Below are 13,522 nucleotides of genomic sequence, written 5' to 3'. Positions count from 1 at the left end.
TTCAGGTGGCGGGAAGGGCGGCGCAGTCGCGCGGCAGCAGACGCAGGGTCACGCTATCACCGGCGGCGAATGGGGCCACGTCGATCATGTTGATCGCTTGCAGCGCGTGATCGCCCACGCGCAGGAAATAGCGCGCGGCCTGCCCCTGATAGTCCACCGCCTCGACCTGAGCGGGGATCATGATGGCGGTGTCGTCGCGGCTGTCCGCAGGCATGAGTTTCAGCTTTTCGGCGCGGATCACCAGTTTGGCGGCAGAGGCATCGCCCAGCTTGGGGGCACGGGCGCGCGGGATCACGACGCGGGCGAAGCCCGGCACATCGAGGGCCAGTTCGTCACCCTGCCGGTCGGTGACACGCGCTTCAAGGATGTTCGCCGCCCCCAGAAAGCGCGCGACGAATTCGCTGGCGGGGGTGTTGTAGACCTCCTCGGGTGGGCCGACCTGTTCGACGCGGCCTTCGGACATGACGATGATCTGGTCGGACATGGCCAGCGCTTCGGATTGGTCGTGCGTGACGAAGATCGAGGTGACGCCCAGACGTTTCTGGATGTTCTTCAACTCGACCCGCATATCCTCGCGCAGGTTGGCGTCCAGTGCCGACAGCGGTTCGTCCAGCAGCAGAACATCGGGTTCCACCACAACGGCGCGGGCCAGCGCGATGCGTTGCTGTTGGCCGCCGGACAGTTCCGAAGGGTAGCGGTCGGCCAAGTGGGGCAGTTGCACCAGTTCCAGCGCCTGCATGACGCGGCGCTGGGCTTCGGCGCGATCCACGGGGCGATATTTCAGACCGAAGCCCACGTTCTGTGCCACGGTGCGATGAGGGAAGAGGGCGTAGTTCTGGAACACGATGCCAAGGTTGCGCTTGTGGATCGGGATGTCGTTGACGCGGCGGCCGTTGATGCTGATGTCACCTTCGGTCGGGTCCAAGAGCCCCGCCACCATCCGCAGGGTCGTGGTCTTGCCGCAACCCGATGGCCCCAACAAGGTGCAGAAACTGCCCTCGGGGATGTCGAGCGACATTTTCTGCACCGCCGTGAAGGTGCCGAAGCGCTTGACGATATTGCTGAGGGTGACGGCGGCCATGGGAGGTCCTTTTTCGCGTCAGGGCGGGATGTCCCACGATGGGACACCCCGAAAGTTAACAAGATCTTCAGAAACCCCGCTGCACGCGGCTGAAGGTTTCGGACCATTCCGCCTCGTTCCCGTTCCAGTAGGCGGGGTCGGCAAAGGTCAGCGCGTCCAGCGTGCCGGTCGGGTCATAGGCGGGCAATGTCGGGATCTTGGTGCCCAGATCGACCTTGGTGCCATCGAGTGCGGGCGGATAGTTCTGCCCTTCGGCCACTGCGATGGAGGTTTCGGGTGCCAGCATGAAGTTCAGCAGTTCCTCGCAGGCCTCGACCGGAGAGCCTTTGATCACGAAGAGACATTCCTGCCAGCCGAACCCGTTGGGCGGATCGTAATAGCCGATATCGTGACCCTGCTCTTGCAGCGCGGCGATGCGGCCCGACCAGCCTTCGGTCACGTAGATTTCTTCCTCGGCCAGCAGGCTCATCAATTCGGCGCCAGATCCCCAGTATTTCAGAGCCAGATCGCGGTGGCTGCGGATTGCGTCCCAGACCGCATCCATATCGGTGATGTTGTTGGGGTCCTGATCCGTTTGCAGCGCGCCATACCAGATCCGGGTGCGCCAGTCGGACCAGCCGCCGATCTTGTCCTTGTAAGCCTCGTCGATGAGGATGCTGGCGCCCTTTTCCTTCATCTCCTCGTCCGAGATGTATTTGCGGTTATAGGCCAGCCCCGTGGTGCCATAGTTATAGGGCACGGCGGACAGGTAATCGGGCGTCACACGGCGATAGGCATCGGTCAGCGCGTCCATCACCATGGCCATGTTGGGGATGTTGTCGGTGTTGAGCTCGACCGTCAGGCCGAAATTCACATAGCGGGCGTAGTCGAACACGCCCGACAGATGGGCGATGTTGAACTCTCCCTCCTGGCTGGAGCGGACCTGCGCCAGATATTCGTCCCCGCCCGAGAATGTGCCATCGACCACATTGATGCCCGTGGCGGCGGTGTAGGGATCGAAGGCATGCTTGCGGAACGCCTCGGACACCACGCCGCCCCATCCGTCAAAGCGGACCTGCTGCACGGTCTGGGCATTGGCATATCTGGCGAAGGGGGTTTGCAACCCGTACGCCGCACCCGCCGCGCCGATCAGACCCAGAAAATTGCGCCGGTCCATGTCGCCGTTGCGATAGCGTTCCAGAAGGCGTTCGTAGCGTTTGGTATTGTCCATAACGGTTTCTCCTTGGTTGGTTGAAGGCGGTTCTATCTGCCGCGTTTTGTTGAGAGGCTGCGGGCGATTGCGGCCCCCAGCAGAGGAAGGCCCACGGTGAGAAGGATCATCACCGTGCCCAGCGCGTTGATTTCCGGGCTGATCGAATTGCGCAGCATCGAGAAGATCTGCGTCGGCACCGTCTCGACCCCGCCGGGTTTCCAGAAGAGCGTGCCTGTGATGTCGTCAAAGCTGATGGTGAAGGCGAACAGCGCGCCTGCGGCGACGGCGGGCATCAGCAGAGGCAATGTGACCGAAAAGAAGGTCTGCACCGGGGAGGCACCCAGGCTGAGGGCGGCTTCCTCGACATCGCGGCGGATGCTGACAAGGCGGGCTTGCACCACGAGGATGACGAACGGCAGCGTGAAGATCACATGCCCCGCCAGCAGCAGCGCAAAACTTTTGCCGATGCCCAGCCAGTTGAGGAACAGCAGCAGCGCCACGGCAAGCACCACTTCGGGCACAAGGATCGGCGCAATCAGCGCGGTGGTGATGAGGTTCTTGCCCGGCACGTCGTAGCGCACAAGGGCAAGGCTGGCCAGAACTCCCAGCGTGGTCGAGATCACGGCGGTCATCAGGCCCAGCACCAGCGAGGTGCGGAAGGCGCGCATCACCGCGTCATTGTTCCACAGCGCCTCGAACCAGCGCAGCGACAGGCCGGTCATGGGGAAGCTGCCGAACTGGTTGGCGTTGAACGACAGCAGCACCACGACCGCCACGGGCAGGAACATGAAGGCATAGACCGCAATCGCGTAGAGACGGATCAGACCCCAGCCCATCAGCCCAGCCCCTTGGCCAGTTGCGCCATGCCCAGATAGCGGTTGTAGATCGCCACCAGCACGCCCAGCACCATCAGCAGGAGCAGCGACAGCGCCGATCCCAATGGCCAGTTGAGCTGCGTGATGATCGCCTCGAACACCAGATTGGCGAACATCGCATCGCGCGGACCGCCCAGCACCAAGGGCGTGATATAGGTCCCTGCCCCCAGCACGAAGCAGAGCAGCCCCCCTGCGGCGAGGCCGGGCAGCGACAAGGGCAACGTGACCTGAAGGAAGGATTGCCACCGCGTCGCCCCCAGCGATGTGGCGGCGTCTTCGAGATTGGTGTCGATCCCCTCAAGGCTTACATAGACGTTCAGCACCATGAAGGGCAGGAGGAAATGGACAAGGCCAAGGATCACGGCGGCCTCGTTATAGAGCATCTGGAGCGGTTCCGAGATCACGCCCAGCGCCATCAGGCCGGTGTTGACCGCGCCGGATGCGCCCAGAATGTTGATCCAGCTCATCGTGCGGATGATGTAGCTGATCCAGAAGGGCAGCATCAGCAGCAGGAGCAGGATCATCTTGTTGCCCTTGGACCGTGCGATGAAATAGGCCGCCGGATAGCCCAGAAGCGCACAGAGGACGGTGGTGATCGCGGCAATCTTTAGCGTGTTCAGCAGGATGTAGCGATAGAAGGGATCGCTCAGCGCCTTGATCCAGTTGTCCAGATGAAAGCCCGTCGTATCGGCGCCGGTGGCCGACCGCAGCCAGAAGGAATAGACGACGATGAAGAGAAGCGGCACGAACAGCAGCAAGGCCACCGCCCCGAGGGCCGGGGACAGCAGGATCCAGGGCTGACGCGCTTCGCGCCGTTCGATGCTCATGCCGGGTGCTCCGTTGGTCAGGGAAAGATTGACAGAGCGGCCCGCATTGATCCAATAGATAGTCGAGATAGTGAATATAGATTGAATCAATGAATACAGCGCCCGACAAGCTGGCCCGCGATCTGGACTGGAACCTGCTGCGCACCTTTGTGGTGGTGGCCGATGCCGGGTCGATCACCCGTGCGGCCGAGGTGCTGGGGCTGCAACAGCCCAGCGTCTCCAGCGCGCTCAAGCGGCTGGAGGGGCATCTGGGGCGGCAGTTGATCGACCGCAAGCCGGGGCGGTTCGCCCTGACCGAGGCGGGGCGGCTGCTCTATGACGAGGCAGTCGATATCAACGGCGCGATCCTGCGGATCGGGACGGCGATCCGCGAGGTGCAGGAGGAGGTGCAGGGCCATGTCACCATCGCCATTGCCAGCCACGTGGTCTGTCCCCTGCTGAATGATGCGCTGCGCGAGTTTCACGCACGCCATCCGGCGGCGACGCTGTCCATCGACGTCAGTTCCAGCCGCGAGGCGTTGGACAAGCTGTTGGCGCGGCGGGCGTCCTTTGCCGTCTGTCTGGTCAGGGACCGCAACCCCAAGCTGGAATATCGCCGCCTGTTCCGCGAGTTCTTCGGCCTGTTCTGCGGCCCCTCGCATCCGCTGTTCGGGCGCAAGGGGCTGTCGACGACCGAACTGGCGGGGCAACCGTCGGTCAGTTTCGTGACGGATCAGATGAATGACGCGCTGCGCCCGGTGACGCTGATGCGGGCGGCGGCGGGGCTGGAGGATCGCGTGGTGGGCTCGTCCTCGAATCTGGAAGAGGTGCGGCGGATGATCGTGGCGGGGCTGGGGATCGGCCCCCTGCCCCTGCATGTGGTGCGCGAGGATGTGGCGATGGGGCGGTTGTGGCGGCTGCCCCCCTATGAGGAGCCGCCCGCAATTGACGTGCATGTGGTCTGGAACCCCCGCGCGCGGGTGAACCGGGCCGAGGCGTCCTTGCTGCAAGGGTTGCTGGACAAGATCGAGCAGACGCCCGAGGCGGACCGCATCTATGCGTGAAGCCGCAAGCGCGGGGCGCGGGGCGCAAGGTCCATTCTCCGCCGATGTAATACAGGCGATGCGTCAGCCGCCCTTGACGGGGCGGCCTGCAACAGAAAGAAACGGCGCAGACCGAAGTCGCAGAATGTCCCGGTGCCAGAGGCGGGATCACGCCACCTGCATTGCGCCAGTCCCATCCGACCTTCCCCCAAGGAGAGACCCATGAAATTCCGATTTCCCATCGTCATCATCGACGAAGACTTCCGCTCTGAGAACTCCTCCGGGCTTGGCATCCGCGCCATGGCCGAGGCGATCGAGAAGGAAGGCTTCGAGGTGCTGGGTGTGACCAGCTATGGCGATCTGTCGAAATTCGCGCAGCAGCAGTCGCGCGCCAGCGCCTTTGTGCTGTCCATCGACGATGAGGAATTCAGCCCCGGCCCTGATCTTGATCCGGCCGTCGTGAACCTGCGCAACTTCATCGAGGAGGTGCGCTGGAAGAACGAGGATGTGCCGATCTACGTCTATGGCGAGACCAAGACCAGCCGCCATCTGCCCAATGACATTCTGCGCGAGTTGCACGGCTTCATCCACATGTTCGAGGATACGCCCGAATTCGTGGCGCGCCACATCATCCGTGAGGCCAAGACCTATCTGGAGGGCATCCAGCCGCCATTCTTCAAGGCGCTGCTGGATTATGCCGAGGATGGGTCATACTCGTGGCATTGCCCCGGCCATTCGGGCGGGGTGGCTTTCCTGAAAAGCCCCATCGGGCAGATGTATCACCAGTTCTATGGCGAGAACATGCTGCGCGCCGATGTCTGCAATTCGGTCGAGGAGCTGGGGCAGCTTCTGGACCATAACGGCGCCATCGGCGCGTCCGAGCGCAATGCGGCGCGGATCTTCAATGCGGATCACTGTTTCTTTGTGACCAATGGCACATCGACCTCGAACAAGATGGTCTGGCATCACACGGTCGCCCCCGGTGACGTCGTGGTGGTGGACCGCAACTGCCACAAGTCGATCCTGCACAGCATCATCATGACGGGCGCGATCCCGGTGTTCCTGAAGCCCACGCGCAACCATTGGGGCATCATCGGCCCGATCCAGCAGAGCGCCTTCGAGGTCGAGGCGATCAAGGCGCGTATCCGCGCCAATCCGCTGCTGGAAGGGGTCGATCCCGACACGGTGAAGCCGCGTATCATGACGCTGACCCAATCCACCTATGACGGGGTGCTGTATAACACCGAGACGATCAAGGGCCTTCTGGACGGCTATGTGGACAACCTGCATTTCGACGAGGCGTGGTTGCCGCATGCGTCCTTTCATCCGTTCTATGGCAATTTCCATTCGATGGGGCGCAAGCGCGCGCGGCCGAAACATTCGGTGACCTATGCCACGCAATCGCTGCACAAGCTGTTGGCGGGGATCAGTCAGGCAAGCCATGTTCTGGTGCAGGACAGTCAGGACACGCCTCTGGATCGGCACCTGTTCAATGAGGCTTACCTCATGCACACCTCGACCAGCCCGCAATACAGCATCATCGCCAGCTGCGACGTGGCGGCCGCGATGATGGAGCCGCCGGGCGGCACGGCACTGGTCGAGGAAAGCATCGTCGAGTCGCTGGATTTCCGCCGCGCCATGCGCAAGGTCGATGAGGAATATGGCGACGACGACTGGTGGTTCAAGGTCTGGGGACCGGACGACCTGACCGAGGAAGGGATCGGCAACACCAAGGATTGGGTGCTGAAGCGGACCGATGCCGATGGCGTGCAGCCCGCCGACGGCGAGGACAGCTGGCATGGCTTTGGCGACATGGCTCCCGGCTTCAACATGCTGGACCCGATCAAGGCGACGATCATCACGCCCGGCCTCAATCTGGACGGGCGGTTCGAGGAGACGGGCATCCCCGCGTCCATCGTGACCAAATATCTGGTCGAGCATGGTGTGGTCGTGGAAAAGACCGGCCTTTACAGCTTTTTCATCATGTTCACGATCGGGATCACCAAGGGCCGCTGGAACACGCTTCTGACCGCGTTGCAGCAGTTCAAGGACGATCACGCCAAGAACCAGCCGATGTGGCGCGCCATGCCCGAATTCTGTGCCAAGCATCCGCGCTATGAAAACATGGGCCTGCGCGATCTGTGCCAGCATGTGCATCGGCAATATGCCAAATATGACGTGGCGCGCCTGTCGACCGAGATCTATCTGAGCGACCTGACCCCTGCCATGAAGCCCAGCGATGCCTATGCCCATATTGCGCGGCGCACCACGCAGCGGGTACCGATCGACGCGTTGGAAGGGCGGATCACCACCAGCCTTGTGACGCCCTATCCGCCGGGTATTCCCCTGCTGATCCCCGGTGAGGTCTTCAACCGCAAGATCGTGGACTACCTCAAGTTCAACCGGGAATTCGCCCGCGAATGTCCGGGATTCGAGACCGACATCCACGGTCTGGTGCAGGAAGTGGGCGAGGATGGCACGGTCCGCTATTTCGCGGATTGCGTCGCGGAAGAGAGCTGATTTCACGCAAAACTCCGGCCCCCTGCGGGGCCGGAGCTTCCTGTCTTGCTGTCGGTCAGGCCATACCACCGCGACCCGCCGCAGACAGGCGGCGGATCGCGCGGGATGCTGATGTCAGGGACGCCGGGTGGGAGGAAATCCGGCTGGTCTGTCACGGCGCAAATGGCTTGTCCCGACAGGGGACTGCGGTGCCTTGGTCGGCCAGACACAGGGTCCGGCCTCTGGCCCGCAGCGGTGGCGTAATTACTCTTGCGCTTCCTGCGACTCTTCCGTGATCGCATCACCCGCCGAGGACAGGTCACGCCCTGCACCTTCAACGGTTTCGCAAGCTATCAACGTGCCGAAGGCCAGCAAGGCCAGAACCATTTTCGTCATCTGCATCATGTCACTCCTTGAATACGACCGCTTTGCAGCGGTTACAGATCACACAACGCATTAGGATCGTTTCGGTTCCGCAAGATCGCAGGACCGGCATGCCCGCTTCATGTTCCGGGTTCGGGCGTGTGGGGCGTGGCGAAAACGATGGACCCAGCCTTCGCGGCGCTTGTGGTGATGTGGCCGCCGAGCAGCGCACAGGCCGCGTCCGCATTGCCGGCAAGGGCGTGATCGCGCAACCGCACATGTTCGTCCGCGCTGCACCGGAGCCATTCCACCTGATCCGCACATGTTTCCGCATGGGCCATCAGACGATAGCGGCGCGTCAGGTCGTAGAGTGTCGACACCGTCTGGATCAGACGCGGCGAGGCGCAATTGCCGATCAGCGCCAGATGGAATTGGCGGTTGCGTTCGTCCCATGCAATGGCCGCGTTGGCAGGGTCTTGCGCCATCTCTGCCTCGGCCTCGCTGAGCGCATGATGCGCGGCGACGACGCTGGATCGCCAGTCCGTGCTGGTTCTGGCAATCGACCAGCGCAGGCCCAGCTGTTCCAACACGGCGCGCAGGCGGCTTATATCGTGAAGTTCGTCCAGCGATGACGCGAGAACGCGAAAACCCTTGTTGTCCTCGGCGGTCACATAGCCCTCGCCAGCCAGGTGGGCCAGGGCTTCGCGAATGGTTGGATGGGATACCTTTCTTTCGCGCTTGATCGCCTCGATGTTCAGCCGCGCACCCGGCGGGATGACGCCAAGCACGATATCGCGGCGCAGTTTCGCAGAAAGGTCACTGGTCACTGTACTGGATACCGGCGTTTGCATCGCGGCCTCTCCTGAGCAGCGTTCCGGGGTGGTGCGGAAATCAGGCTTTATAACCCCATCGGGGCGATCATAAGATGATCACGCCATTTTGTCGATCACGCCATCGGATCGCATGTCGCGTCGAGAGGGGTCTGCCTGATCGCCGCAGGCGCGATCCGGTCAGCGGTGGCGATATGCCCTGGCGACCTGTCGCGTTCCAGAAACCATCTAGCAATCCATATTTCGCATCGTAATATGATTTCATGAATGACCAACTTAAAAAGGAGAATGGTTCATGTTTACCACGTTCAAGACTGTTGCCGCGGCGGCAGTCACGTCTTTGACAGTCTCGCTGGCATTGCCCGCACACGCACAGGACCTGAGTTTCTTCACCATCGGCACCGGCGGCACAGCCGCTACCTACTATCCCGTGGGCGGAGTGATTGCGAACGCGATTTCCAACCCGCCGGGGTCGCGCGCCTGTGACGAAGGCGGCAGCTGCGGCGTGCCTGGCCTGATCGCGTCGGCCGTGTCGTCGCGCGGGTCCGTGGACAACGTCAATGCCATCGTGTCCGGTCTGCGCAACTCTGGTTTCGCGCAGTCGGACGTGGCCTATTGGGCCTATACCGGCACAGGCACCATGGAAGGCCAGCCCCCTGCGGAAAGCCTGCGGGCCATCGCCGCGCTGTTTCCCGAGCATATTCACCTTGTGGCGCTGGCCGACAGCGGCATCAACTCTGTCGCCGATCTGGCGGGCAAGCGCGTCAGCCTGGATGAACCCGGATCGGGCACCTATGTCGATGCCAACCTGATCCTGACCGCGGCTGGCCTTGGCGCGGACGACTACAAGGCCGAGGCGCTGAAACCGGACGCGGCAAGCGACGCATTGCGCAATGGCCAGATCGACGCCTTCTTCTTTGTCGGTGGTTATCCGACGGGCGCCATTGTGGAACTGGCCTCGGCCGTGGATATCAAGCTGGTCCCCATCGACGGGGAAGCCGCGGAATCATTGATCGCCGAATACGGTTTCTTTGCGCAATCCGACATTCCGGCCGATGCCTATGAAGGCGTGGGCGCCACGACAACTGTGGCGGTCGGCGCGCAGTGGATCACCTCGGCCAACGAGGACGAGGAACTGATCTATCAGATCACGAAGGCGCTTTGGAACGAAAAGACCCGCGTGCTGCTGGATGTGGGCCACGCCAAGGGCGCGTCGATCACCATTGAAACCGCGCTGGACGGCATCGGCATCCCGCTGCATCCGGGTGCAGAGCGCTATTACAAGGAAGCGGGTCTGCTCCAATAAGAACCGGCACGACAACGGCTTGCCTGAAGGACCAAGGCAAGCCGTTTCATTTTTCAGGGGAACGACAGATGACACAGACGGCACTCAGCCCGGAAGAACTTGCGGAGATCGAGCGCAAGTATGATCCCGAGACGGCGTTCCGCGCCACCGGGCGCGGGATCGGCGTGGTGATCACCGCCGGACTGGTGGCCATGTCGGTCTATCACTTCTATGCGGCGGGCTTTGGCCTGATCCAGGAATTGACCCATCGCGGTATCCATCTGGCCTTTGTGCTGGGCCTTGTCTTTCTGCTGTTCTCGTGGCGCAAGACCCTGACGACCGAGGTGGCCCCTGCGGCCTGGTATCGGTTCGAGGGTGTCGCCATCGTCGATATCGTGCTTGCGGTTCTGGGCGTGGCTGCGGCGATGTATCTGCCGTTGCTGCCCTCGGCGGATCTGGCCCAAAGGGTTGGCAACCCGTCGCCCGGCGACGTCTTCATGGGATCGGCCCTGCTTCTTCTGGTGCTTGAGGCGACACGGCGTTCGGTGGGACTGACGCTGCCGCTGATCGGCATGGCCTTCATTGTCTTTGCGATATTCGGCCCCTGGATGCCCGGCGCGTTGAAGCATGGCGGAGCGAGTTGGGCGGGGCTGATCAACCACCTCTACATGACCAACCAGGGGATCTATGGCATCGCCATCGGGGTCATGGCAAAATACGTATTTCTTTTCATCCTGTTTGGCGTGCTGGCAACACGCATCGGTCTGGGGCAGCTGTTCATTGACCTGGCCATGGTTCTTGCGGGGCGCTATGCGGGCGGCCCTGCCAAGGTCGCGATCTTTTCCAGCGCGTTCATGGGCACGATCTCGGGTTCTTCCATCGCGAATACCGTCACAACCGGCGCGCTGACGATTCCGGCGATGAAGAAGGTGGGCTACCCTGCCCGCTTCGCCGCCGCGGTCGAAGCGACGTCATCCACCGGTGGTCAGATCACTCCGCCGATTCTGGGGGCCGCCGCCTTCATCATGGTGGAATATCTTGAGATGCCGCTGCGCGACATTCTGGCGGCCGCATTGTTTCCGGCGATGCTGCACTATTTCGGCATCCTCATCATGGTCCATCTCGAGGCCAAGCGGCTGGGGCTGCGCGGCCTGCGCGCGGACGAGCTTCCCGTCGCGCGGCAGGTGTTGCGGCAGAACTGGATGTCGCTCGTGCCGCTGGTCATCCTCGTCTATTTCATCCTCAGCGGGCGGACACCGGATTTTGCTGCGGTCTATGGCATCATCGCCTGCGTGGTGATCGGGTTCCTCAATCCGATGAACCGCCTGACCCTCATGGATCTGGTGCAGGCCCTGTCGGCTGGCGCGCGCAACACATTGGCCGTTGGCGCGGCCGCAGCCACCGTCGGCATCGTCGTGGGCGTCGTCACGCTGACCGGCGTCGGCTTCCGGCTGGGCTATGTCGTCGTGCAGACCGCCACCGACCTTGGGTCCGTGATCAGCCAGATCTGGCCCTTTGCCTATTTTTCCGTGACGGAATGGACCTTGTTCGTGACCTTGCTGCTGATCGCATGCGCCTGCATCATCATGGGCGCGGGCATCCCCACGACAGCAACCTATATCATCCTCGTCGCTGTCGCCGCCCCGGCCCTGGCGCAACTGGGGGTCGAGCCGCTGGTGTCGCATTTCTTCGTCTTCTACTACGGTGTGCTGGCCGACATTACCCCGCCGGTGGCGCTTGCGGCCTATGCGGCGGCGGGGATCGCAGGCTCGAACCCCTTCCAGACCGGGAACACAGCGTTCCGGCTGGGCATCGCCAAGGCGCTGGTACCCTTCGTCTTTGTCTACTCGCCCTCACTCCTGCTGGTGGCGGAGGGCTTCACCTGGTCCGATTTCGGGATCACGCTGGCTGGGGCGATGATCGGGATCGGGCTGCTTGGGGCGGCGTTTTCCGGTTACATGCTGGCCCCGCTGCGCCGGGTCGAGCGCTGGTATCTGGGTCTTGTCTCGCTCTTGTTCGTGGCGCCGGGTCTGGCGTCGATGGCCGCCGGTGCAGTCCTGTTCGCGCCGGTTCTCTGGCTACAGCTGAGGGCGCGCAGGCAGCTGACGGCCTGACGCATCGCGGGGGGGGGGCAGACCGCCCCCTCTGGCCGCGACCGCCCGTGGAGGCATCCGCACATCGCGCCAGATCCCCCGCGATGCAAGGAAAACAACGAGATACGGGGGGTAAAGTGGCGGAGACGATGGCCGCCATAGGGCTTTTCCGGCATGTTCCGAGATGGTCCCCTAACAATCAAATTAATCAAAGATTTATCAAGCTTTTTCCGCTTTCCTTGTCCTGTGTATTCCGGCATATTCCCTATCAATCCCTGTCAAGATGGGGGATAGATAGGGGGATATTCAAATGACAACCAAAGGCATCAGGAAACCGCAAAAAGCACTGTCACCCCGCTTTGTGGAAACCGTGACCGAACCGGGCAAGCACTTTGACGGGCAAGGCTTGTTCCTGCGCGTGCAACCGAACGGCGCGAAGCAATGGGTGCAGCGTATCACCATTCGCGGCAAGCGGTGCGAACTAGGGCTTGGAAGCCCCCCCGCTGTATCATTGGCAACCGCGCGGCATATGGCACTGGAAAACCGTGGCAAGGCAATGCTGGGCGGCGACCCATTGCAGGAGCGGCGCGAAGCCCGCGCGGGCCTGACCTTTGAAGCGGCGATGGATGATTACTTGGCCGCGAAGCTGGATGAATTCAGGAACGAAAAGCACAAGAAACAATGGCGCGCGACGCTCGACACCTACGCGCGCCCGGTGCTGGGACCGAAGCTGGTTTCGGAAATCACGGTGCAGCATATCCTAAAGGTGCTGGAACCGATCTGGCAGACAAAGACCGAAACGGCATCACGCCTTCGGGGGCGCATTGAAAACGTGCTGTCATGGGCGACGGTGGCGGGGCACCGCACGGGCGACAATCCGGCGCGCTGGAAAGGCAACCTTTCCGAACTCTTGCCCAAGGCCGCAAAAGTGGCGAAGTCTGACAATCAACCCGCCTTGGCGCTGGGCGACGTGCCGCGCTGGTGGGCAGAACTGGCCCAGCGCGACGGGATGGCCGCGCGGGCGCTTGAATTCCTGACCCTGACCGCTTCCCGCTCTGGCGAGGTGCGCGGCATGACATGGGACGAAATCGACTTCGGGCCGGAAGGTGCTGCGACACTTGCGACAACTGCGACATGGACCATTCCCGCTTACCGACATGGACGACGACAATCCCGTTGCGTCCTCTCGGAAAGGAACGGACATGGCAGAACGCATCCTGCGACGCCCTGAAGTAGAAGCCCGCACCGGGCTTTCCCGCTCGACCATTTACCTTTGGATACAGCAAGGCGAATTCCCTAAGCCCGTGGCGCTGGGCGCGCGGCTGGTGGGATAGAGGTGGCTGCGGAAATCTGAACAGCCAGGATAAGTGGATTTTCCGCGCAATGGCAGCATGATGCTGCGAGCGAGGAGAAGACCATGGCAAGACGACCACGCCGGAACCACAGCCCGGCATT

The 13,522-nt window shown here is 62.3% G+C and carries 12 protein-coding genes; 6 read left to right on the top strand and 6 right to left on the bottom strand.

Going from position 1 to position 13,522, the window contains the following annotated elements:
- Position 1: 1 nt before the first annotated feature.
- The 4 genes from PVW27_RS13400 to PVW27_RS13385 form a co-directional block, all read right to left on the bottom strand.
- On the bottom strand, positions 2-1,081 hold the full coding sequence (locus PVW27_RS13400) for an ABC transporter ATP-binding protein (protein ID WP_274558488.1): 1,080 nt from the start codon (positions 1,079-1,081) through the stop codon (positions 2-4).
- Between the two features lie 67 nt (positions 1,082-1,148).
- Positions 1,149-2,291, bottom strand: a complete 1,143-nt coding sequence (locus PVW27_RS13395; protein ID WP_274558487.1) for an ABC transporter substrate-binding protein — start codon at positions 2,289-2,291, stop codon at positions 1,149-1,151.
- 32 nt (positions 2,292-2,323) lie between these two features.
- Positions 2,324-3,109, bottom strand: coding sequence for an ABC transporter permease (locus PVW27_RS13390; protein ID WP_274558485.1), 786 nt, complete (start codon positions 3,107-3,109; stop codon positions 2,324-2,326).
- Positions 3,109-3,975, bottom strand: a complete 867-nt coding sequence (locus PVW27_RS13385; RefSeq protein WP_274558483.1) for an ABC transporter permease — start codon at positions 3,973-3,975, stop codon at positions 3,109-3,111. The genes PVW27_RS13390 and PVW27_RS13385 overlap by 1 nt, the downstream gene beginning before the upstream one ends.
- Positions 3,976-4,064: 89 nt before the next feature.
- On the opposite strand from PVW27_RS13385, the gene PVW27_RS13380 reads away from it, so the two are divergent.
- Positions 4,065-5,018 carry a LysR family transcriptional regulator gene (locus PVW27_RS13380; protein WP_274558481.1) on the top strand — a complete coding sequence of 318 codons (954 nt, stop codon included), beginning with the start codon at positions 4,065-4,067 and terminating at the stop codon, positions 5,016-5,018.
- Positions 5,019-5,219: 201 nt separating this feature from the next.
- Positions 5,220-7,517 carry an arginine/lysine/ornithine decarboxylase gene (locus tag PVW27_RS13375; RefSeq protein ID WP_274558479.1) on the top strand — a complete coding sequence of 766 codons (2,298 nt, stop codon included), beginning with the start codon at positions 5,220-5,222 and terminating at the stop codon, positions 7,515-7,517.
- Positions 7,518-7,760: 243 nt separating this feature from the next.
- Here PVW27_RS13375 and PVW27_RS13370 read toward each other — a convergent pair whose 3' ends face one another.
- A complete protein-coding gene (locus PVW27_RS13370) occupies positions 7,761-7,901 on the bottom strand; it encodes an entericidin A/B family lipoprotein (RefSeq protein ID WP_432762082.1) in 141 nt (46 codons plus the stop codon).
- 98 nt (positions 7,902-7,999) lie between these two features.
- Positions 8,000-8,710: a GntR family transcriptional regulator gene (locus PVW27_RS13365; RefSeq protein WP_274558475.1), complete on the bottom strand. Its 711-nt coding sequence runs from the start codon at positions 8,708-8,710 to the stop codon at positions 8,000-8,002.
- 274 nt (positions 8,711-8,984) lie between these two features.
- On the opposite strand from PVW27_RS13365, the gene PVW27_RS13360 reads away from it, so the two are divergent.
- The 4 genes from PVW27_RS13360 to PVW27_RS13345 all read left to right on the top strand — a co-directional run bounded on the left by PVW27_RS13360 (position 8,985) and on the right by PVW27_RS13345 (position 13,401).
- Positions 8,985-9,995 (top strand): TAXI family TRAP transporter solute-binding subunit, encoded by a 1,011-nt coding sequence (locus PVW27_RS13360; protein ID WP_274558474.1) that lies wholly within the window; start codon positions 8,985-8,987, stop codon positions 9,993-9,995.
- 68 nt (positions 9,996-10,063) lie between these two features.
- The gene (locus PVW27_RS13355) at positions 10,064-12,088 is read left to right on the top strand and encodes a TRAP transporter permease (RefSeq protein ID WP_274558473.1); all 2,025 of its coding nucleotides are present in this window, start codon (positions 10,064-10,066) and stop codon (positions 12,086-12,088) included.
- 289 nt (positions 12,089-12,377) lie between these two features.
- A complete protein-coding gene (locus PVW27_RS13350) occupies positions 12,378-13,298 on the top strand; it encodes a tyrosine-type recombinase/integrase (protein WP_274558470.1) in 921 nt (306 codons plus the stop codon).
- Positions 13,225-13,401, top strand: a complete 177-nt coding sequence (locus PVW27_RS13345; RefSeq protein ID WP_443217137.1) for a helix-turn-helix transcriptional regulator — start codon at positions 13,225-13,227, stop codon at positions 13,399-13,401. Before PVW27_RS13350 ends, PVW27_RS13345 begins: the two co-directional genes overlap by 74 nt.
- Positions 13,402-13,522: the final 121 nt, after the last annotated feature.

Source organism: Seohaeicola sp. 4SK31, assembly GCF_028802875.1.
Taxonomy (GTDB): Bacteria; Pseudomonadota; Alphaproteobacteria; order Rhodobacterales; family Rhodobacteraceae; genus Seohaeicola.
Note: the sequence above shows the minus strand (reverse complement) of the source record. Positions and strands in the feature narration are given on the sequence as shown.